A 20565-nucleotide genomic window follows, 5' to 3' on the forward strand; every position below is an offset into this window, starting at 1 on the left:
CTCCAATGGCCCTCAAGGGGCGTTTCATTGAATTAACGCACCGGAAATCCTAAACTACAAAATAATTAATCAATTACTCCCACATTATGAACACTCCAGGCAGCACGGGCGGAACGCAAAGCATGCGCAGGGCCCTGGGCCTGCTGCGCGTGCTGGCGCAGCACCAGGAAGAAGGCATCGATCTGCAAGGCGTCATGAACGCCACGGGGCTGGAGCGGTCCACCGCCCACCGGCTGCTCAGTTGCCTGCTGGAAGAACAGTTCGCCGAACGCGACCGGGGCTCGCGCCGCTACCGGCTGGGCGTGGATTCCATGCAGCTGGGGTTCGCCGCGCTGCGCCGCACGCCGCTGCTGGATGCGCTGCGGCCGTTCGCGCAGAAGCTTGCGCGGCTATCCGGCGACACGGTATTCCTCGTCATCCGCCAGGGGGATTACGCCCTTTGCCTGCTGCGCGAGGCGGGATCGTTTCCGGTCAAGGTATTCACCATCGACCAGGGCGAGCGCCGCCTGCTGGGCGTGGGCGCGGGCGGGCTGGCGCTGCTGGCCGGCCTGCCGGACGAAGAAATCGCCGCCCTGCACGGCCGCCACGCGGCGGCCTACGCGCAGGCTGGCCTCGGCCTGGCGGCGCTCTTGAAAACCGCGCGCAAGACGCGCGCGGCCGGCTATTCGGAAATCGTGGACACCATCACCCCGGGCGTGTCGGGCGTGGGCGTGGCCTTTCCCGTGTCGGAACTGACCTCGGTGGCCTTCAGCTTCGGCGCGATCAGCAGCCGCCTGGACGCCGCCCGCCGCAAGGAAATGGGCGCGCTGCTGCGTGCCGAATGCATGGCGTGGGCGGCGGATTACCTGGGCCGGTGACGGGGCCGGCCCCCGGCGCGTGGCGGGGGCCGTGGCGGCTCGGGCGCGCGCGAACTCAGATGCGCTCGAAGATGGCGGCGATGCCCTGCCCGCCGCCGATGCACATGGTGACCAGCGCATAGCGGCCGCCCACGCGCTGCAGCTCGTGCAAAGCCTTGGTGGCAATGATGGCGCCGGTGGCGCCGATGGGATGGCCCAGGCCGATGCCGCTGCCGTTGGGGTTGACCTTGGCCGGATCCAGGCCCAGTTCGCGCGACACGGCGCAGGCCTGGGCGGCAAAGGCCTCGTTGGCCTCGATCACGTCGAGCTGGTCCACCTTGAGGCCGGCGCGCTTGAGCACGGCCTGGGTGGCGGGCACGGGGCCGATGCCCATGATGTCCGGGTCCACGCCCGCGTGCGCATAGGCCACCAGGCGCGCCAGCGGCTTGACGCCGCGCCTGGCGGCCACGGAAGCGTTCATCAGCACCAGCGCGGCCGCGCCGTCGTTCAGGCCCGACGCGTTGCCCGCCGTGACGGTGCCGTTTTCCTTCTTGAACACCGGCTTCAGCGCCGCCAGGCCTTCGGCGGTGACGTCGCGGCGCACGTGCTCGTCCGTGTCGAACACCGTCTCGCCCTTGCGGGTCTTGAGCGTGACCGGAACGATCTGGTCGCGGAAGCGGCCCTCGTCGATGGCGGCCGCGGCGCGGCGGTGCGATTCGGCGGCCAGCGCGTCCTGGTCGGCGCGGCTGATGCCGAAGCGCTCGGCCACGTTCTCGGCCGTCACGCCCATGTGCATGCGGCCGAAGGGGTCGGACAGCGCGCCCGTCATCATGTCCAGCATGACGCTGTCGCCCATGCGCGCGCCCCAGCGCTGCGCCGGCGCGATGTAGGGCGCGCGGCTCATGCTTTCGGCGCCCGCGCCCACGGCGATCTCGGCGTCGCCCAGCATGATGGTCTGGGCCGCCGACACGATGGCCTGCAGGCCCGAGCCGCACAGGCGGTTCACGTTGAAAGCCGGCGTTTCCTTGGCAATGCCGGCGTTCATGGCGGCCACGCGGGAAAGATACATGTCGCGCGGCTCGGTATTGATCACGTGCCCCACCGCGACGTGGCCGACCTCCCCTCCCTTGACCCCGGCCCGCTCCAGCGCGGCCTTGATGACGGCGGCGCCCAGGTCGCACGGCGGCACATCTTTGAGGGCGCCGCCGAAATCGCCGATGGCGGTGCGCACGGCGGACGCGATGATGACTTCGTTCATGGTGTTGCCTCCTTGTTGTCGAATGAACCCATCATACCTGCGCCGCCCCGATAGCGTTTCGCCGGGGTGTCCGCCCGGCGGCCTATACACGGACGCTATCGCATCCGCGCCTCCGACTATCGGGCCGGCGCGTCCAGCATGCTGTCGCGCAGCCGCAGCACCGGGGCGCACGAGGTGTCGCGGTGCGTCACCAGCGAGAGCGACAGCGCCTGGCGGGCATCGGGGTCGCACAGGGGCACGAAAGACACGTGCGGCGTGGAATAGGCGCGCGTCACGCCGGGCACCAGCGCGAGGCCCAGCCCGCTGGCCACCAGACTGACCAGCGTCTGCACCTGTATGCCCTGCTGGCTGATGCGCGGGGTGAAGCCGGCCTTGCGGCACAGCGACAACGCCACGCCGTGCAGCCCCGGCACCTTGGACGGCGAATACATGACGAAGCTTTCGTGCCGCGCCTGCGCCAGCGGCGCGCAGGCCAGCCCGGCCAGGGCGTGGCCCGCCGGCACCGCCAGGATCAGGTCGTCGCGCTCGACCACCCATGACTCCAGCGCCGGGTCTTCGACCAGCGGGCCGCGCACCAGCCCCGCGTCGATATCGTTGGCGCGCAGCATGGAAACCAGGCCCACCGTGCTGTCCTCGCGCAGGTCCAGCTCCACGTCGGGATAGCGCTCGCGGAACGCCGGCAGGCAGCGCGGCAGCAGCATGTAGGTGGCCGACCCCACGAACCCCAGCCGCAGCGTGCCCCATTCTCCCAGCGCCACCCGCCGCGCGGCCTGGCGCGCCTGGCCGGCATGGAACAGCGCGCGGCGCGCGTCGTGCATGAGCGCCTGCCCGGCGGGCGTGAGCGACACCCCCTTGGCGCCGCGCGCCAGCAGCGGCGTGCCCACGGCGTGCTCCAGTTTCTGGATGGAAACCGACAGCGCCGGCTGGGCGATGTGCAGGGCGTCGGCGGCGCGCCGGAAGCTGCCCAGTTCCGCGATGGTGACGAATTGCCGCAACTGCCGGAGGTCGATAGCCATAACGATTTCCATATCACGCAATACCAAAGCCATATTAGACGGCTATGCGCGACGCCGATAGGATTTCCGCCATGACAGCCCCCGCCTCCCCTTCCGCCGCCGCCCTGGGCGGCTTTCGCGTTCTCGACCTCACTTCCGTGGTGTTCGGCCCCTATGCCTCGCAGATCCTGGCGGACTACGGCGCCGACGTGATCAAGGTGGAATCGCCGGCCGGCGACTCCACTCGCCGCACCGGCCCCGCGCAGGAGCCGGGGCTGGCCGCGATCTTCCTCGGCCTGAACCGCAACAAGCGCAGCGTGGTGCTGGACCTCAAGCGCGCAGCGGCCCGCGAGGCGCTGCTGGCGCTGGCGGACGGCGCCGACGTCGTCATGCACAGCATGCGGCCCGCCAAGATGGCGGCGCTGGGCCTGGACCCGGACACACTGTGCGCGCGCAACCCCAGGCTGGTGTATGCGGGGCTCTACGGTTTCGGCGAAGGCGGCGCTTACGACGGCCGCCCGGCCTACGACGACATCATCCAGGGCCTGTCGGGCCTGGCCGACCTGGTCGACCGCCAGGCAGGCGCGCCGCGCTACCTGCCCACGGTGGCCGCCGACAAGACCTGCGGCCTGGTGGCCGCGCACGCCATCCTGGCCGCGCTGCTGCAGCGCGAACGCACCGGGCGGGGGCAGCGGCTGGAAGTGCCCATGTTCGAAACCATGGCCTCGTTCGCCCTGGTGGAGCACTACTACGGCCGCCACCTGGCCGACCGCGGGGACGGCGCGCCCGGCTATCCGCGCGTGCTCACGCCGTGGCGCCGGCCCTGCCGCACCGCCGACGGCCACGTCTGCCTCATGCCCTACACCGACGCGCACTGGCGCGCCTTCTTCACGGAATCCGGGCGGCCCGACCTGGCGGCCGATCCGCGCTTCGCCGACATCGACGCGCGCACCCGCCACATCGAGGCGCTGTACGAACACATGGGCGCCATCGTCGAACGCCGCGACACGGCGCACTGGCTGGCGCTGTGCGAGAGGCTGGAGATCCCCGCCGCGAAGATCAACCGCCTCGAAGACCTGGAGCGCGATCCGCACCTGCAGAGCGTGGATTTCTTCCAGCCGCTCTCCAGCGCCGCCGGCGCGCGCTACCGCTTCACCCGCAACCCGGTCCGCCTGGAGCGCACGCGGGTCGCCCCTGCCATGCCGCCGCGCCTGGGCGAGCACACCCGCGACATCCTGTCCGAAGCCGGCCTGGACGCCGCGCGCATCGACGCGCTGCTGTCCGACGGCTCGGCCATGGAAAGCGCCCCCGCCGCCGCGCCTTCTTCCCCAACCAGAACTGAAACCTCCGCATGACTCCGACGCAACAGCCCGCCCTGCTCGGCCAGGGCTACTACTGGCAAGACCTGGCCGTCGGCCAGCGCTTCCACACCTTCCGCCGCACCGTCACGGAAACCGATATCGTCAACTTCATCAGCGTCACCGGCATGCTGGAAACCATCTTCATCGACGCTACCTACGAGCATGGCGCCATCCAGGGCCGCCCCGCGCCGGGCGCGCTCACCTATGGCCTGATCGAAGGGCTCATCATGCAGGGCATGGTGCAGGGCACGGGCCTGGCGCTGCTGGAAGTGCACAAGAAAATGCTGGCGCCCGTGGTGGCCGGCGACACCATCTGGGCGGAAATCGAGGTCACGGACATCCGCCCCACATCCAGGCACAACCGCGCGGTCGTCACGTCGGCGATCGAGGTGCGAAACCAGCACGGCAAGCCCGTCATGGCCTACACAGCCACGCGGATGCTGGCCGGCCGGCCCTAGCCGCGCGCGGCCGGGCGCGCCGCCCGTGCCGCCGCGGACCATAACAAAACAGGAGACGACATGAGCAAGAAGACTTGGGCGGCCCTGCTGGCCGTCGCGGCGCTGGCCACGGCGCCCGGCGCGCAGGCCGCGTGGCCAGAACGGCCGGTGACCATGGTGGTGCCCTTTCCGCCCGGCGGCCCCACCGACCTGGTGGCGCGCGTGCTGGCCAAACAACTCACCGGGCAGCTCGGCCAGACGGTCGTGGTGGAAAACAAGGGCGGGGCCAACGGCAACATCGGCATGCAGTTCGCGGCCTCGGCCAAACCGGACGGCTACACGGTGCTCTACAACACCTCGTCCATCGCGCTCAGCCCCAATCTCTACCGCCAGCTCGCCTTCGACCCGGTCAAGGATTTCGCGCCTGTCTCGTCCACCGCGGTGATCCCGCTGGTGCTGCTGGCGCATCCCTCGGTGCCCGCCCAGGACGTCCGCGGCTTCGTGGACTACGCCCGCGGCAAGCCGGGCAAACTGTCGTACGGATCGGCCGGCGCGGGCAACGTCACGCACCTGGGCGCCTTCCTGCTGCTGCATTCGCTGGGCATCGAAGCCACCCACGTGCCCTATCGCGGCAGCGCGCCCGCCATGACGGACCTGGTCGGCGGGCAGGTCCAGTTCATGACCAACACGCTCAACGATTCGCTCGGCTTCGTGCGCGAAGGCAAGCTGCGCGCGCTGGCCATCACCAGCAGCCAGCGCAGCCCGCAGCTGCCGGACGTGCCCACCGTGGCCGAAACCGTGGCGCCCGGCTTCGAGATGGGCGCCTGGCAGGGCGTGGTGGTGCCGGCGGGCACGCCGGCGCCGGTGATCTCCAAGCTCAACGCCGAAATCCGCCGGGCCCTGGCCTCGCCCGAAATGCTCAAGCAGCTCAAGGCCCAGGGCGCCCAGCCGCTGGGCTCGACCCCGCAGGAGTACGGCGATTACATCAAGAGCGAAATCAAGCGCTGGGGCGAAGTGGTGAAAGCGGCCAACGTCCAGCTCAACTGAGCCGGCGCGGGGCGGCTCAGCGCCCCGCCGCCTTGGCGCTCACGCCGTTGGCCACGCCCATGTCGATCTTCGGCACGTCGCGGACGATCACCCGCACGTCCGCGCCCGAAATGCCGATGCTGTCGCACACGGCGCGGTTGAGCGCGCCGATCAGGGCTTCTTTCTTGTCGTCGTCGCGCCCGGCGATCAGCGCCACGTCCACCTGCGCCATGGATTTGCCGATTTCGCCGGCCACGATGACGTGCGCCGGCGGCACTTCATGCAGCACGGCGCGCACGCTGGCCAGCGGCGCAGCGATGCTCTGGACCACGGCGTCGGACACGGATTGCAGCAGGCGGGTCTTCTGTTCGGCCGTATGGCCTTGCATGATCTGGACGTTCAGGATGGGCATGGCGGGTTCCGGTAGGCAATGAAAAATGGCAGGCCGGCGACACGGCCGGCCTGCCATCATAGCGGCAGCGCGATCGGGGCGCAGGGCGGTCAGGCCGCCTTGCCCTCCTCGTCCCGGGCCTCGGAGCCGTCCTCGGCTTTGTCCTCGGACTCGGGCCGCGCCGCGCCGTCGGCGGGCGCGTCGGCAAGCGCCGGCGTCACCAGCTCCACCACCTTCTTGCGCGAGAGCATGCCGATGAACTCGTCGTTTTCGCCCGTCACGGCGACCGGCTGGTCGCTGTGCACCAGTTGGGCCAGCACTTCGCCCAGGCCAGCGGTGGCCGGCACCGAAGCCAGGTCTTCCACATAGCGCGAAATGTCGCGCGCGCCCTCGGCACTGGCGCGCCCGGCCGCCTCGGCCATGAGAATGCCCGCCAGCCGCTTGCCGTCCAGCACCGGCGCGTACTCATAATTGAGCGCGCGCATGCGCTCCACCGCATGCGACGGACGCGAACGCATGGTCAGCGTGAGCCGCGGCGGGTTTACCGCGTGCGTGGCGTTGAGCACCTTGGTTCGGTTCACGTCCTGCAGGAACGACTGCACGTACTCGTTGGCCGGATTCAGCAGAATATCTTCCGGCGTGCCCTCCTGCACCAGCTCGCCGTCCTTCAGGATCGCGATGCGGTTGCCCAGGCGCAGCGCCTCGTCCAGGTCGTGCGTGATGAAGACGATGGTCTTGTTGAGGCGGGACTGCAGCTGCAGAAGCTGGTCCTGCATCTCGCGGCGGATCAACGGGTCCAGCGCCGAGAATGCCTCGTCCATGAGCAGGATTTCGGCGTCGGTGGCCAGCGCCCGGGCCAGGCCGACGCGCTGCTGCATGCCGCCCGACAGCTGATGCGGGTACTGGTTCTCGAAGCCGGACAGGCCCACCTGCTCCAGCCAGTCGCGCGCGCGCTTTTCGCGCTCGGCACGGGGCACGCCCTGCACGGCCAGGCCGTAGGCGGCGTTCTCCAGCACCGTGCGATGCGGGAACAGCCCGAAGCGCTGGAACACCATGCTCATCTTTTTCTGGCGGAAAGTCTCCAGGTCGCGCTTGTTCAGGCTCACCACGTCCACGCCGTCGACCAGGATATGGCCCGCGCTGGGCTCGATCAGCCGGTTGAAATGGCGGATCAGGGTGGACTTGCCCGAGCCCGACAGGCCCATGATGACGTAGATGCTGCCTTCCTCGATCGACAGGCTGATGTCGCGCAGGCCCAGCGTATGGCCGCTCTCGGCCAGCAGCGCTTCCTTGGTCATGCCGTTCTGCGCGGCCTGCAGCCACTTGGCCGGATGCGGCCCGAAAATCTTGTAGATGTTCTTGACTTCGATCTTGCTCATCGCTGGCCTCCCTTGCGCATGCGCTGTCCATACGATTGCGTGATCCGGTCGAACAGCACGGCCAGCACCACGATGCCCAGGCCCGCGAGCAGCCCGCGGCCCACCTCCAGGCGGTTGATGCCGAGCAGCACCTCGTAGCCCAGGCCGCGCGCGCCGATCATGGAGGCGATCACCACCATGGACAGCGCCATCATCGTGGTCTGGTTGATGCCGGCCATGATGTTGGGCAGGGCCAGCGGCAGCTGCACGCCGAAGAGCTGCTGGCGCGGATTGGCGCCGAAGGCGCGCGCGGCCTCCAGCACTTCGCGGTCGACCAGGCGGATGCCCAGGTCCGTGAGGCGGATCAGCGGCGGCACGGCATAGATGACGGTGGCGATGATGGCCGGAATCTTGCCCAGGCCGAACAGCATCACCACGGGAATCAGGTACACGAAGCTGGGCATGGTCTGCATGACGTCCAGCACGGGCAGCATGGCCGAGCGCAGCCAGTTCACGCGCGCCATCAGCACGCCCAGCGGAATGCCGATCACCACCGAAAGCCCGGCGGCCATGATCATTAGCGCCAGCGTCTGCATGCCGGCGTCCCACAGGCCCAGCACGCCGATGACGCAGAGCAGCAGCCCCATGGCCAGGCTCAGGCCGATGCGGCGGCTCATGAACCAGGCCAGCGCCACGGTGGCCGCGACGACCGCCCACCAGGGCGATTCGCGCAGCAGTTGCTCCAGCCAGACCAGCGCGTGCAGCACCGGCTGCGACATCCGTTCGAGCGTATCGGCGTAGTTGGTGACCAGGTGATCGACGAAACCGTCGATGGCCCCCCGCACCTGGCGGGCGGGAATGATTTCAGGGAACATAGAAACGACTCCATTGTGGCGCGTCGCCGTTGCGCGGCGCCGGACGGTCCGGCGCGGCGGTGAACGGTCTTGCCGCGCAGGGGCGGGGCGGCGCAGGCGGCGCCTCGCGGCCGGCCCCATCCCGGGCGCCTTGGCGGTGGAAAGGCCCGGCCCGCGGCGGGCCGGTGCGCGCCCCGGCTTCCAGGGCGCGGCGGCATCACCGCATTACAGTGCGCTTTGCACGCGGCCGGCGACGTCGGCGGGGACCCACTTGGTCCAGACGTCGGCCTTGTTCTTGAGGAACCACTTGGCCACGGCGGGCGATTCGTCGCCGGACTCTTCCATGTGGGCCAGGGTTTCGTTGATGACGGGCAGCGGCACCGAGACCTTGGACAGGAACTCGGTCAGCTTGGGGGCTTCCTGGGTGAACTTGGTGCTCACGGCCGTGAACACGGGGTTGTCGGGATAGGCGCTGGGCTCGGGCTTGGCGCACTTGGGCGAAGTCAGGCACTTGTGCTTTTCCGCGTCATAGGGCGGCAGTTCCAGCTTGACCAGGTCCAGCGAGCCGACCAGCGGCGTGGGATACCAATAGTAGAACACCACGTTCTGCTTGCGCTTGTAGGCCGACATCAGGGCCGCCTTCTGCGCCGCGCCCGTGCCGGGCGAATACAGGGTGTAGCTGTCGTCCAGCTTGAGCGCATGGAACAGGTTGGTGCTGGTGACCTCGCAGCCCCAGCCCGCGGGGCAGCCGTAGAACCGGCCCTTGCCGGGCTCTTCCGGATCCTTGAACTTGTCTTTGAACTTGGGCAGGTCGGCGGCCGATTTCAGCTCCGGCAGACGCTCGGCGGTGTAGCGGGGAATGAACCAGGCTTCGCCGCCCATGTACAGGTCGCCGATGCGCTTGACCTTGCCCGTCTGCTCGGCGCGGGCCCAGGGATCGGCCACGCTGTTCAGCCAGACCTCGGTGTTGATGTCCAGGTCGCCGCGCTCGAGGGCGGCCAGCGCGGGCAGGGTTTCGGTGGGCAGGGTTTCGGTCTTGCAGCCGTAGCCCTTTTCCATGATGAATCGTTCGATTTCAACGAGAACCAGATTCGATTCCCAGTTCATGCCGCCGAAATGGACGGGACGCTTGAGTTCGCACTGCGGCGCATCGGCGGCCTGGGCGGCGCCGGCGAAAGCGAACAAGACGGCCGCGGCGGCCAGGGTCTTGACAGGGGTGAAACGCATTGGCTTTTGCCTCCATAGGTTCAGGGACACGCACCGGCCAGGTGGCAGGTGGTGCCGTGGAGCTAAGGGGGTTGTGCGGAAGACGGGCAGAACCGCCAATACAAACCGACACTAGCAACAAGACGGCCCGCGGGTTGCGGCGCCTTGCAAGACAGGGGGGCTCGGATGCGGCTGGCGCATGAATCGAGAACCCACAGATAGTGAACAAACTGAACGAAGAAGCAAGCATCTTAAACGAAATTGGGCGCGAACCCAAGCCTGCGCCGACAAAAACCGATACATTTTCGGCCAGAATCCCTGCGGGATTACCCGCAGCGCCCACGGAGAATCATCGGTTTTCCCCAAGGGATTACTGCGATTTTTGGAAGAAATATTTAGTTAATAATTTTTTCTCCCGAATACGGAACAGGAACGGATTCCGCCCTGCCCCCGTCCCGGGAGCGACGGGTTGCGGCGCGAGCGGCGGGGCAGGTCTAATCGGCAGGCGGGCGCCTCCGCCGCCCGTCCACCGCCACCGACCCGACATGCGTTACGAGCTTACCGATCTCAGACTCTTTCTTGCCATCGCGGAAGCGCGGAATCTGACCCAGGGCGCCAACGCCGTTCACCTCACCTCGTCGGCGGCCAGCTACCGCCTGAAGAACCTGGAATTCGCCATGGGCGTGCCGCTCTTCACGCGCGAGGCCCGCGGCATGCAGCTCACGCCCGCGGGCGAATTCGTGCTCAGGCACGCGCGGGCCCTGCTCGAAGGCGTGGAGCGCATGCACGGCGAAGTCAGCCGCTACGCCAGCGGCCTGAAGGGCACGGTCAAGCTGCTGGCCAACAGCAGCTCGCTCAACGGATTCATCGTGCCCAGCCTGGGGCGCTTTCTGTCGGCCAATCCCAATGTGAACCTGCTGGTGGAAGAGCGGTCCAGCAACGCCATCGAAGCCGCCATCGCCAACCAGGAGGCCGATATCGGCATTTTCGCCGGACGCGCGGAATCGGACGGCGTCCATGCCGCGCCCTATGCCTGCGACGAGCTCGTCATCGCCGCGCCGGCGGGCCATCCGCTGGCGGCCAACGGGCCGCTGCGCTTTCCCGCCGTGCTGGACATGGACTTCGTGTGCATGGACCGGGGCAGCAGCAATACCGTCTTCCTGCGCGATATGGCCAAGCTCGGCGGCAGGACGCTCAATGTGCGCATCCACGCCCACAGCTTCGAGGCCGTGCTGTCGCTGGTGGAAGCCGGCGTGGGCATCGCGCTGGTGCCGCGCAGCGTGGCCGCGGCGGCGCTGCGCGAGGGGCGCATCGCCGCCGCCGCGCTCTGCGAGCCCTGGGCGCGCCGCGAGCTCACCCTGGTGACGCGCGCCGCCTCGCCGCTGTCGCCGTTCGTGACCCAGGTGGCCGAATACCTGCTCGACGACCCGCTGGTGGCGGCCACCCGCGGGGGCTGAGCGTCAAGACCGGGCGGCGCGCTTGCGCGCCAGGAACTCCTGCATGAACTTCTGCGGCTCGCCGGTATTGAATGCCTTGCCGAACTCGGCCACGCTGTCGTCGATGGCCTCGTCCACGGGCAGGCTCTCCCAGCGCCGCAGCAGGGTTTTCTGCTGGCGCATCGCGGCCGGGCCGCAGGCGGCCAGGCGCGACGCCAGGCCCTGCACCGCCCCGTCCAGCGCCTCGGGGCGCGCCACCTCATGCACCAGCCCCCACTCGCGCGCGCGCCGCGCGTCGATGAGCTCGCCCGTCAGCAGCATCCAGGCGCTGTTGGCCGCGCCGATCAGCCGGGGCATGAGCGCCGCATGGATGACCGACGGAATGCCCACCTTCACTTCGGGCATACCGAACTGCGCGTTCTCCGAGCAGACGCGCAGGTCGCAGGCCAGCGCGAATTCCAGCCCCCCGCCCAGGCACCACCCCGGAATGCGGGCGATAACCGGCGCCGGAAACAGGCGCACGTCGTCGCACAGGCCGCGCAGGCCGGAAATGAAAGCGCGCGCGCTTTCCTCGTCCAGCGCCGCCATTTCGGCGATGTCGGCGCCGGCCACGAACGCGCGGTCGCTCTCGCCGCGCACCACCAGCGCGCGCACCGCCGGCGCTTCGCGCAGGGCGGCCAGGGCGCGGCGCAGATCCTGTATGACCGGCGTGCCCAGGATGTTCAGCGCCCCCGCCTGGGCGATGGTCAGCGTGGCGATGCCGTCGCCGTCCAGCGCGGCGCGGGCATGAGGCAGGGAATCGAAGTTCTGCATGGGGTCTCTCCCGGATGGTTATTGCAGTTTCTGAAAACCGATGTCGCTCACCACTTTGCCCCAATGCGCGTACGAACGCGACATCAGGCCGGCGAATTCCTCGCGGCTCATCGGACTGGGAATCGCGCCCTGCTTCTCGATGGCGGCGGCGGTCTGCGGATCGGCCAGCGCCTTGCGCACCGCCGCGTTCAGCCTGTCCAGCACCGGCGCGGGCGTGCCCGCGGGCGCGGCCAGCCCGAACCACGACGGCTGGTTCATCACGGGCAGGCCCAGCTCGTCATAGGTGGGTACGTCGGGCAGCACGGCGAGCCGCTGGCGGGCAGCCACCGCCAGCGGGCGGATGCGGCCCGCCTGGATCAGCGGATACGAGGAAGGAATGTTGTCGAACACGGCCTGCACCTGCCCGGCCACCAGGTCGTTGAGCGCCGGCCCCAGGCCCCTGTACGGCACGTGCAGCATACGCGTGCCGGTGGCGTTCATGAACAGTTCGCCGTTCATGTTGCTCAGGCCGCCGTTGCCCGACGAGCCGTAGGCGTATTTGCCGGGCGCGGATTTCAGCAGGGCCAGGAAGGCCGGAAAATCGGCCGCGGGCAGCGCGGGGTTCACCACCAGTACGTTGGGCACGTCGGCCAGGTTGCTGATGGGCGCGAAATCCTTGAGGGGGTCGTACTGGGTACTGGTGTACACGTTGGGATTGACCGCGTGCGAACTCTCCACGGCCATGACCAGCGTATAGCCGTCGGCGGGCTGCCTGGCGGCGTAGGCGGAGCCTATGCCGCCGCCCGCGCCGGGCCGGTTCTCCACCACGACGGACTGGCCCAGCGCCTGCCCCATGGCGTTGCCCACCACCCGCGCGATGATGTCGGTGGTGCCGCCCACGGCATAGGGCACGACAAGCCGGATCGGCTTGTCGGGATAGCCGTCCGCCTGCGCGCCGGGGGCGGCGCCCGCCAGCGCGGCCGCCAGCGCCAGACCGGCCCAGGCGCGCGGACGGCGCGGATATTGTCGGTACTTGCGTAGCATGTCTCTCTCCTTGTGTATGTCTGGTCTTGCCGCGCCGCCGCGCGGGCAGGTTACGCGAACGGATCCGGCCGGTGCTCGTCCAGGAGCGGCGGCGCGGCCGCCAGGCACTGCGGCGGCGAGCCGGCCAGCAAAGGGTTGCGCACCAGCCGCAACTCGCCCAGCACCGGGTGCGCGGCCGTCTGCACCAGGCCGCGGTGCCGCACCTGCGGGTGCGAAAAAACCTCGTCCAGCGTGTGTATCGGCCCCCAGGGCACCCCCGCGGCGTCGAAAGCCTGCGTCCAATGCGCGCGCGGGCGGCCCGCCAGCGCCTCGGCGATCGCAGGACGCAGCGTGTCCATGGCGCCCAGGCGCGCGCTGTTGGAGGCGTAGCGCGGGTCGCTGGCCCATTCCTCGTGCCCGGCGATGGCGGCAAAGCGCGCGAACTGCGCGTCGTTGCCGATGGCGAGAATGAGGTGTCCGTCGGCGCAGGCGAAGACCTCGTAAGGGGCGCAGTTCGGATGGGCATTGCCGGTGCGGCGCGGCGCCTGCCCCGACACCAGGTAATTCGCACCCTGGTTGGCGTTGAGCGCCACCGCCACGTCCAGCAGGCAGATGTCCAGCGCCATGCCCTCGCCGGTGTGTTCGCGCTGGCGCAGGGCCGCCAGCACCGCCGAGGTGGCGTACATGCCGGTCATCAGGTCCACCACGGCCACGCCGGTGCGCAGCGGGCCGGCGCCCGGCTGGCCGTCGGGCAGCCCGGTGTAGCTCATGAGCCCGCCCATGCCCTGGAACACATAGTCGTAGCCCGGCTTCTGCGCCAGGGGGCCGGTCTGCCCGTATCCGGTAATGGACAGGTAGATCAGCCGCGGATTGCGCGCGCGCAGCGTCTCGTAATCCAGGCCGTGTCTGCGCAGGCCGCCCGCCTTGTAGTTCTCCACGAAGATGTCGGCCTGGCCGGCCAGCGCGCGCACGCGCTCGGCGCCCGCTTCGGTCGAGAAGTCGATGGCCAGGGACTGCTTGCCGCGGTTGCAGGCCATGAAATAGGCCGACATCGAGGCGCCGCCGTCCGCGGCCGCCAGATCCGGCGGCCCCCAGCCGCGCGTGTCGTCGCCGCGTTCCGGATGCTCGATCTTGACGACCCGCGCTCCCATGTCGGCCAGGTTCTGCGTGCACCAGGGCCCGGCCAGGATGCGCGACAGATCCACGACCTTCACGCCCCGCAATGCGTGATGAAGCATGACTTACTCCTTCTTTGGACAGCCGGGAAATTATGTCCGGCCGGCCTGCCGGGCAGAAGTCGAATGTTTCGAACGCAATGTTGAAGCGGATCGAACGCGCGCCGTCCGACATTTGCCTGTCAGGCGGGCCGTGATAAAGTGCCAGCCCTGGCGCGGTCCGAAAGCTGCCTTCCCGCCGCGCCCTGTCTTCGCGCCCCGCGCGCAATCCAACCAGATGCCCCCGACCAAGCACTCATCCAGCAGCCTGCCCGGCTGGCTCATTCTCATGGGCGCGCTGACCGCCATCGGTCCGTTCGCCATCGACATGTACCTGCCGGCCTTTCCCACCATCGCCGCCGATCTCGGCGTGCCGCGCGGCGACGTCGAACGCACGCTCGCGGCCTACCTCATCGGCCTGGCCATGGTGCAGGTGGTCTACGGCCCCATGGCCGACCGCTACGGCCGCAAGCCGCCGCTGCTGGTGGGCCTGGCGCTCTTCATGGTGGCCTCGCTGGGGTGCGCGCTGGCGGGCTCGGTGGAAGCGCTCACGGGCTGGCGCGTGGTGCAGGCCATGGGCGGCGCGGCCGGCATCGTCATTCCGCGCGCGGTGATCCGCGACCACTACGAAACCCACGAGGCGGCGCGCGCCATGTCGCTGCTCATGCTCATCATGGGGGTGGCGCCCATCCTCGCCCCCCTGGCCGGCGGCCAACTGCTCGCGCACGGCTCCTGGCGCGGCCTGTTCTGGGTCATGGTGGCCGGTGGCGCCCTGCTGTTCGTCGCGGTGCTGCGCATCATGACCGAATCGCTGGCGCCGGAGCGCGCCGTGCCGCTGCGCTGGCACACCATCCTCGCCAATTACCGTGGGCTGCTCGCACACCGCGGGTTCATGTCGCACGCGCTGGCGGGCGGCTTCGGCCAGGCCGGCATGTTCGCCTACATCATCGGCTCGCCGCGCGTGTTCATCGAACTCTACGGCGTGCCGCCGCAGTACTACGGCCTGCTCTTCGGCACCAACGCCGCGGCCCTCATCGTCTGCTCCCAGGTCAGCGCCCGCCTGCTGCGCACCCACACGCCGCGCCAGCTGCAGCGCCGCGCCCTCCATTCGCTGGCCTGCGCCAGCCTCGTCGCGCTGGCCCTGGCGCTGGGCGGCTGGATGACCCTGCCCCTGCTCATGCCCTGCCTCATCGCCTACATGGGCAGCCAGGGCTTCGTGAACCCCAACTCGGCCGCGCTGGCGCTGGCCGAACAGGGCAAGCGCCTGGGCGCGGCCTCGGCCCTGCTGGGCACGCTGCAGCTGTCCTGCGGCGCGCTGGCGGGCTTTGCCGTGAGCGCCTGGCAAACCGACAGCGCCCTGCCCCTGACGGCCACCCTGGCGGCCTGCGCCTGCCTGTCGTGGCTGGCCGGCCGCGTGGCGCCCGCGCGCATAACCGGAGCACGCGCTTGATTCTTCTTCTGTTTTCGTAGTAGAATCGCTTTCTTCACATGAAGTTTCCCGTGCCGGACTACTATGCTTTGTGGTCCAGCACTACTACCCCCACCGTGCAAAGCCAGGCGGCAGCCAGGCAACCTGGGCGGAATCATCCGGCGCTTCGCATGCGCGGCCGGGCGATTCGGCGGCAGGCCTGCGGTGGGCAGGCAGCGGGTATAAGCACTGGGCGGCGGCAGCGCCCTGGTTCTCCGGCCAAGCCGGGCGCCAGGAATACGGCTTCCCCCCTCATCCACTAAGACTGGGTGGCTGGCAAGGCAGGCGCAACGCGCCCCTTCTGCCGGCGGCGAATACACCCATGTCTGTCCCCCCGGCGATGCACGAAGAACGACTAAAGAGGTGCATCCATGGCACGCGTATGCCAAGTGACCGGCAAAGGCCCGATGGTGGGCAACAACGTTTCGCACGCGAACAACAAGACCAAGCGTCGCTTCCTGCCCAACCTGCAATCGCGCCGGTTCTGGGTCGAAAGCGAAAACCGCTGGGTTCGCCTGCGTGTTTCGGCGAAAGCCATCCGCACGATCGACAAGAACGGCATCGACGCCGTGCTGGCCGAAATGCGTGCCCGCGGCGAACTGGCCTGATCGGCCCGCCGTCCATTTGACATCCTAGGAGCACGACATGGCCAAAGGTATCCGCGAAAAAATCAAGCTCGAGTCGACCGCCGGCACGGGTCATTTCTACACGACCACCAAGAACAAGCGCAACATGCCCGAGAAGATGCTGATCAAGAAATTTGATCCCGTCGCTCGCAAGCACGTCGAATACAAGGAAACCAAGCTGAAGTAATTCAGCCGGTCTTCCCGCGAAAAGCCCTGCCCGTGCAGGGCTTTTTTGCATCCGGCCGCAGCGCACCGCCCCGCCCGGACGCCGCCCCCAGGACGCCACCCATTGGCGCAACCCGACCCGCGTGCTTCAATGGGGCCGGGCCGCGTCAGGCCGGGCCGCGTCAGGCCGGGCCGCGCAGGCCGGGCCGCGTCAGGCCTTCCCCTCACCTCTTCTTGCGACACATGCCATGTTACGTCCCTGCCTCACCCTGACGCGCCGCCTGCTGGCGCCCGCGCTGCTGGCCCTGGCGCTGACGCCGCCCGCCCAGGCCAAAGACAAGGAGCCGCCGATCCGCATCGGCGAGATCAACAACTACAAGGCCATCCCGGCCTTTCTGGGCCCGTACAAGAAGGGCTGGCAGATGGCGCTGGAAGAGGTCAACGCCCAGGGCGGCGTGCTGGGCCGCAAGATCCAGGTCATCTCGCGCGACGACAACGGCAACCCGGGCGACTCCGTGCGCGCCGCGCAGGAACTGCTGGCGCGCGAGAAAGTGGACCTGCTGTTCGGCGGCTTCCTGTCCAACACGGGGCTGGCGCTGACGGACTTCGCCCGGCAGCAGAAAGTGTTCTTCCTGGCCGCCGAACCGCTCACCGATAAAATCACCTGGCAGGAAGGCAACCGCTACACCTACCGCCTGCGCCCGTCCACCTGGATGCACGTGGCGGCCCTGGCGCCCAAGGCGCTGGCGCTGCGCAAAAAGCGCTGGGCCATCGTGTACCCCAATTACGAATACGGGCAGTCGGCCGTGGCCACGTTCAAGGCCATGATGAAGTCCTTCCAGTCCGACGTGGAATTCGTGGCCGAGCAGGCCGTGCCGCTGGGCAAGGTGGACGCTGGCGCCGTGGTGCAGGCCCTGTCCGACGCCAAGCCCGACGCCATTTTCAACGTGCTGTTCGCCGCCGACCTCACGCGCTTCGTGCGCGAAGGCAACACGCGCGGCTTGTTCAAGGACATGCCCGTGGTGTCGGTGCTCTCGGGCGAGCCCGAATATCTCGAACCGCTGGGCGCCGATGCGCCGCAGGGCTGGATCGTCACCGGCTATCCCTGGTATGCCATAGACACCCCCGCCAACAAGACCTTCGTCGAGGCCTACCGCAAGCGCTACAACGAGACGCCCAAGGTCGGCTCGGTGGTGGGCTACGCCTCGCTCATGTCCATCGTCGAGGGCCTCAAGGCGGCGGGCCAGGTCGATACCGAGAAACTGGTGGACGCCTTCGCCGGCCTCAAGGTGGATACGCCCTATGGCCCCATCCAGTACCGCAAGATCGATCACCAGTCCACCATGGGCGTGTACGTGGGCGTCACGGCCGTGGAAGACGGCAAGGGCGTGATGAAAGACTTCGCCTACATCGACGGAGCGCGCCTGCAGCCGCCCGATGAGCAGGTGCGCAAGATGCGTCCGGCCGACCGATGAACCTGTCGGGACTGCTGCTGCAGCTGCTCAACGGGCTGGCCGACGCCAGCGCGCTGTTCCTGGTGTCGGCCGGGCTGTCGCTGATCTTCGGCGTGACGCGCATCGTCAATTTCGCGCACGGCTCGTTCTACATGCTGGGGATCTACCTGACCTGCACGCTCACCGGCCTGATGGGCGGCGGCGCGGGCTACTGGGCAGGACTGCTGCTGGCCGCCGCCGCCACCGGCATCGTGGGCGGGCTGCTCGAATGCCTGGCGCTGCGCCGCGTGTACCGCGCCCCCGAACTTTTCCAGTTGCTGGCCACTTTCGCGCTGGTGCTCATCATCGGCGACGCCGCGCTGGCCCTGTGGGGCCCGGAAGACCTGTTCGCCGCCCGCGCCCCCGGCCTGGAAGGCGCGGTCGAGATCCTGGGCCGCCGCTATCCGCAGTACGACCTGCTGCTCATCGCCGCCGGCCCGCTGGTGCTGGGCGCGCTGTGGCTGCTGCTCAAGCGCACCCGCTGGGGCCGGCTGCTGCGCGCGGCCGCCGAGAACCGCCAGATGCTGGCCGCGCTCGGCGTCAACCAGGCCTGGCTCTTCACCTCCGCCTTCACCCTCGGGGCCTTTCTCGCGGGATTGGGCGGGGCGCTGGCCGCGCCGCGCACGCCCGCCACGCTCGGGCTCGATCTGGAAGTCATCGCCAGCGCCTTCGTGGTCGTGGTGGTGGGCGGCCTGGGCTCGATTCCCGGGGCCTTCCTGGCCGCGCTGCTGATCTGCTCGGCCAAGGCCGTGTTCGTCTTCCTGGGCCAGGCGCATCTCGGCCCCTGGACGTTCAATCTCTCCAAACTCACGCTGCTGGCCGAATTCGCGGTCATGGCGGTGGTGCTGGTGCTGCGCCCCTGGGGCCTGCTGGGCCAGCCTCCCGCGCCATCCGCGCTGCCGCCGCCGCCCGAACGCCCGCTGGCGCCGTCCGGCCGGCGCGGCCGGCTGGCTTACGCGGCGCTGCTGGCGCTGCTCGCGCTCGCGCCGCTGGCGGCGGACCGGGCGCCCTACCTGGGCATCCTGCTCACCGAGATTCTCATCGCCGCGCTCTTTGCCGCCAGCCTGCATTTCCTCACCGGCCTGGCCGGCATGACCTCCTTCGGCCACGCCGCCTGGTTCGGGCTGGGCGCGTATGGCGCGGCGCTGCTCTTCAGGCTCGCCGCTCTGCCCATGGAAGCCGCCCTGCTGCTGGGGCCCGTCGCGGCGCTCATCGGCGCGCTGGTGTTCGGCTGGTTCTGCGTGCGGCTGTCGGGGGTCTACCTCGCCATGCTCACCCTGGCCGTGGCGCAGATTCTTTGGGCGCTGGCATACCAGTGGGACGGCGTCACCGGCGGCAGCAACGGCCTGATCGGCCTGTGGCCATCGGCGTGGCTCTCGCGGGGACCGTGGTTCTATTACCTGACGCTGGCGCTGTGCGCCGCCGGCATCTGGTGGCTGCGCCGCATCGCGTTCTCGCCGCTGGGCTATGCGCTGCGCGGCGTGCGCGACTCCGCCCAGCGCGCCGAGGCGCTGGGCATGGACACCCGCCGCATCCAATGGGCGGGCTTCGTGGCCGCCGCGCTGGCGGCGGGCATGGCCGGCTCGCTCTATGCTTACTCCAAGGGCAGCATCGCGCCCGATGTGCTGGGGGTGTCGCGCTCGGTGGACGGCCTGGTCATGGTGCTGCTGGGCGGCCTGCATGCGCTGTCGGGGCCGCTGGCCGGCGCGGCGGCCTATACCTGGCTGCAGGACGCGGCCGCGCGCAGCACCGAATACTGGCACGCGGTGCTGGGCCTGGCCATCCTGGCGCTGGTGCTGGCCTTTCCGGAAGGCCTGGCCGGCGCGCTGCGCCGGACAAGGGGACGCCGGTGAACGCCCCCCTGCTGCAAGTCAGCGGCCTGCGCAAGGCTTTCGGCGGCATCGACGCCCTGGCCGGCGTGTCGTTCGGCCTGGAGGCCGGCCGGATGCTCGCCCTCATCGGCCCCAACGGCGCCGGCAAATCCACCTGCTTCAACGTGCTGGGCGGGCAACTGCGCCCCGATGCCGGCTCGGTGCGGCTCGACGGCCGCGAACTCGTGGGGCTGCCGCCGCGCGCCATCGCGCGCCTGGGCGTGGGGCGCACGTTCCAGACGGCCGCCACGTTCCGCTCCATGACGGCGCTCGAAAACGTGCAGACCGCCCTGCTCGCGCGCGACGGCCTGATGTTCCGGGCGTGGCGCCCGGCCGCCCGGCACGCCGCCGGCGCCGCCCTGGACCTGCTGGACCAGGTGCAGATGGCGGACAAGGCCGCCCACGCCTGCGGCGCGCTGGCCTACGGCGACGTGAAGCGTGTGGAACTGGCCATGGCCCTGGCCGCCGCGCCGCGGCTGCTGCTCATGGACGAACCCACCGCCGGCATGACGGCCAGGGAACGGCACGCGCTCATGCAGCTCACGCGCACGCTGGCCGACACGCGGCGCATGGCGGTGCTGTTCACTGAGCACAGCCTGGACGTGGTGTTCAAGCATGCCGACCGCATCGCCGTGCTGGTGCGCGGCAGCCTGCTGGCCGAAGGCGCGCCCGCCGAGATCGCGGCGGACGAGCGCGTGCGGGCCGCCTACCTCGGAACCGAAGCGCCCTGAAGCGGGCCGCCGGCAAGCTCTCCG

Annotated in this window: 20 protein-coding genes; 11 read left to right on the forward strand and 9 right to left on the reverse strand. The window is 69.4% G+C overall.

The genetic code is table 11. From position 1 onward, the window contains the following. The first annotated feature begins 122 nt into the window (after nt 1–122). Nucleotides 123–857: an IclR family transcriptional regulator gene (locus tag NGJ44_RS16260; protein WP_251864592.1), complete on the forward strand. Its 735-nt coding sequence runs from the start codon at nt 123–125 to the stop codon at nt 855–857. A gap of 55 nt (nt 858–912) precedes the next feature. Here the strand turns inward: NGJ44_RS16260 and NGJ44_RS16265 are convergent, their stop codons facing one another. After that, complete coding sequence (locus NGJ44_RS16265) at nt 913–2094, reverse strand: acetyl-CoA C-acyltransferase family protein (protein WP_251864593.1); 1182 nt, start codon at nt 2092–2094, stop codon at nt 913–915. Nucleotides 2095–2210: 116 nt separating this feature from the next. Beyond that, complete coding sequence (locus NGJ44_RS16270) at nt 2211–3110, reverse strand: LysR family transcriptional regulator (protein WP_251864594.1); 900 nt, start codon at nt 3108–3110, stop codon at nt 2211–2213. 71 nt (nt 3111–3181) lie between these two features. On the opposite strand from NGJ44_RS16270, the gene NGJ44_RS16275 reads away from it, so the two are divergent. From NGJ44_RS16275 to NGJ44_RS16285, 3 genes are read left to right on the forward strand one after another with little or no spacing between them, the layout of a single operon-like run. Further along, nucleotides 3182–4444 carry a CaiB/BaiF CoA transferase family protein gene (locus NGJ44_RS16275; RefSeq protein WP_053245759.1) on the forward strand — a complete coding sequence of 421 codons (1263 nt, stop codon included), beginning with the start codon at nt 3182–3184 and terminating at the stop codon, nt 4442–4444. After that, nucleotides 4441–4908, forward strand: coding sequence for a MaoC family dehydratase (locus NGJ44_RS16280; protein WP_053245758.1), 468 nt, complete (start codon nt 4441–4443; stop codon nt 4906–4908). Before NGJ44_RS16275 ends, NGJ44_RS16280 begins: the two co-directional genes overlap by 4 nt. Before the next feature lie 60 nt (nt 4909–4968). Continuing rightward, the gene (locus NGJ44_RS16285; protein WP_251864595.1) at nt 4969–5934 is read left to right on the forward strand and encodes a Bug family tripartite tricarboxylate transporter substrate binding protein; all 966 of its coding nucleotides are present in this window, start codon (nt 4969–4971) and stop codon (nt 5932–5934) included. A gap of 16 nt (nt 5935–5950) precedes the next feature. Here the strand turns inward: NGJ44_RS16285 and NGJ44_RS16290 are convergent, their stop codons facing one another. From NGJ44_RS16290 to NGJ44_RS16305, 4 genes are all read right to left on the reverse strand, one after another. Continuing rightward, nucleotides 5951–6325, reverse strand: a complete 375-nt coding sequence (locus NGJ44_RS16290) for a tautomerase family protein (RefSeq protein ID WP_082308436.1) — start codon at nt 6323–6325, stop codon at nt 5951–5953. 89 nt (nt 6326–6414) lie between these two features. Continuing rightward, nucleotides 6415–7683: a quaternary amine ABC transporter ATP-binding protein gene (locus tag NGJ44_RS16295; RefSeq protein ID WP_251864596.1), complete on the reverse strand. Its 1269-nt coding sequence runs from the start codon at nt 7681–7683 to the stop codon at nt 6415–6417. Beyond that, nucleotides 7680–8537 (reverse strand): ABC transporter permease, encoded by an 858-nt coding sequence (locus NGJ44_RS16300; protein ID WP_053245756.1) that lies wholly within the window; start codon nt 8535–8537, stop codon nt 7680–7682. Before NGJ44_RS16300 ends, NGJ44_RS16295 begins: the two co-directional genes overlap by 4 nt. 204 nt (nt 8538–8741) lie before the next feature. Beyond that, on the reverse strand, nt 8742–9743 hold the full coding sequence (locus NGJ44_RS16305; protein ID WP_053245755.1) for an ABC transporter substrate-binding protein: 1002 nt from the start codon (nt 9741–9743) through the stop codon (nt 8742–8744). 524 nt (nt 9744–10267) lie between these two features. On the opposite strand from NGJ44_RS16305, the gene NGJ44_RS16310 reads away from it, so the two are divergent. Then, nucleotides 10268–11179, forward strand: a complete 912-nt coding sequence (locus NGJ44_RS16310; RefSeq protein ID WP_053245754.1) for a LysR family transcriptional regulator — start codon at nt 10268–10270, stop codon at nt 11177–11179. 3 nt (nt 11180–11182) lie between these two features. Here NGJ44_RS16310 and NGJ44_RS16315 read toward each other — a convergent pair whose 3' ends face one another. Genes NGJ44_RS16315 through NGJ44_RS16325 form a run of 3 tightly spaced genes read right to left on the reverse strand, consistent with a single transcriptional unit; the run spans nt 11183 to nt 14211 of the window. Then, entirely contained in the window at nt 11183–11971 is a 789-nt protein-coding gene (locus NGJ44_RS16315; RefSeq protein ID WP_053245753.1) for an enoyl-CoA hydratase, read from the reverse strand. 18 nt (nt 11972–11989) lie between these two features. Continuing rightward, entirely contained in the window at nt 11990–12994 is a 1005-nt protein-coding gene (locus NGJ44_RS16320) for a Bug family tripartite tricarboxylate transporter substrate binding protein (RefSeq protein WP_251864597.1), read from the reverse strand. A gap of 50 nt (nt 12995–13044) precedes the next feature. Then, on the reverse strand, nt 13045–14211 hold the full coding sequence (locus NGJ44_RS16325; protein ID WP_251864598.1) for a CaiB/BaiF CoA transferase family protein: 1167 nt from the start codon (nt 14209–14211) through the stop codon (nt 13045–13047). 214 nt (nt 14212–14425) lie between these two features. Here NGJ44_RS16325 and NGJ44_RS16330 point away from each other — a divergent pair, with 214 nt between their 5' ends. The 6 genes from NGJ44_RS16330 (at nt 14426) to NGJ44_RS16355 (ending at nt 20541) form a co-directional block, all read left to right on the forward strand. Next, complete coding sequence (locus NGJ44_RS16330) at nt 14426–15637, forward strand: Bcr/CflA family multidrug efflux MFS transporter (RefSeq protein ID WP_286012376.1); 1212 nt, start codon at nt 14426–14428, stop codon at nt 15635–15637. A 389-nt stretch (nt 15638–16026) separates the two neighbouring features. Further along, entirely contained in the window at nt 16027–16263 is a 237-nt protein-coding gene (gene rpmB / locus NGJ44_RS16335) for a 50S ribosomal protein L28 (protein ID WP_006385639.1), read from the forward strand. 37 nt (nt 16264–16300) lie between these two features. Continuing rightward, nucleotides 16301–16468: a 50S ribosomal protein L33 gene (gene rpmG, locus NGJ44_RS16340; RefSeq protein WP_094854780.1), complete on the forward strand. Its 168-nt coding sequence runs from the start codon at nt 16301–16303 to the stop codon at nt 16466–16468. 226 nt (nt 16469–16694) lie between these two features. After that, nucleotides 16695–17921, forward strand: coding sequence for an ABC transporter substrate-binding protein (locus NGJ44_RS16345; RefSeq protein WP_251864599.1), 1227 nt, complete (start codon nt 16695–16697; stop codon nt 17919–17921). After that, a complete protein-coding gene (locus tag NGJ44_RS16350) occupies nt 17918–19792 on the forward strand; it encodes an ABC transporter permease (protein ID WP_251864600.1) in 1875 nt (624 codons plus the stop codon). Before NGJ44_RS16345 ends, NGJ44_RS16350 begins: the two co-directional genes overlap by 4 nt. Next, a complete protein-coding gene (locus NGJ44_RS16355; RefSeq protein ID WP_251864601.1) occupies nt 19789–20541 on the forward strand; it encodes an ABC transporter ATP-binding protein in 753 nt (250 codons plus the stop codon). The genes NGJ44_RS16350 and NGJ44_RS16355 overlap by 4 nt, the downstream gene beginning before the upstream one ends. The last annotated feature ends 24 nt before the right edge of the window (nt 20542–20565 follow it).

Origin of the sequence: Achromobacter sp. Marseille-Q4962 (assembly GCF_943737005.1) — a bacterium.
GTDB lineage: Bacteria > Pseudomonadota > Gammaproteobacteria > Burkholderiales > Burkholderiaceae_B > Achromobacter.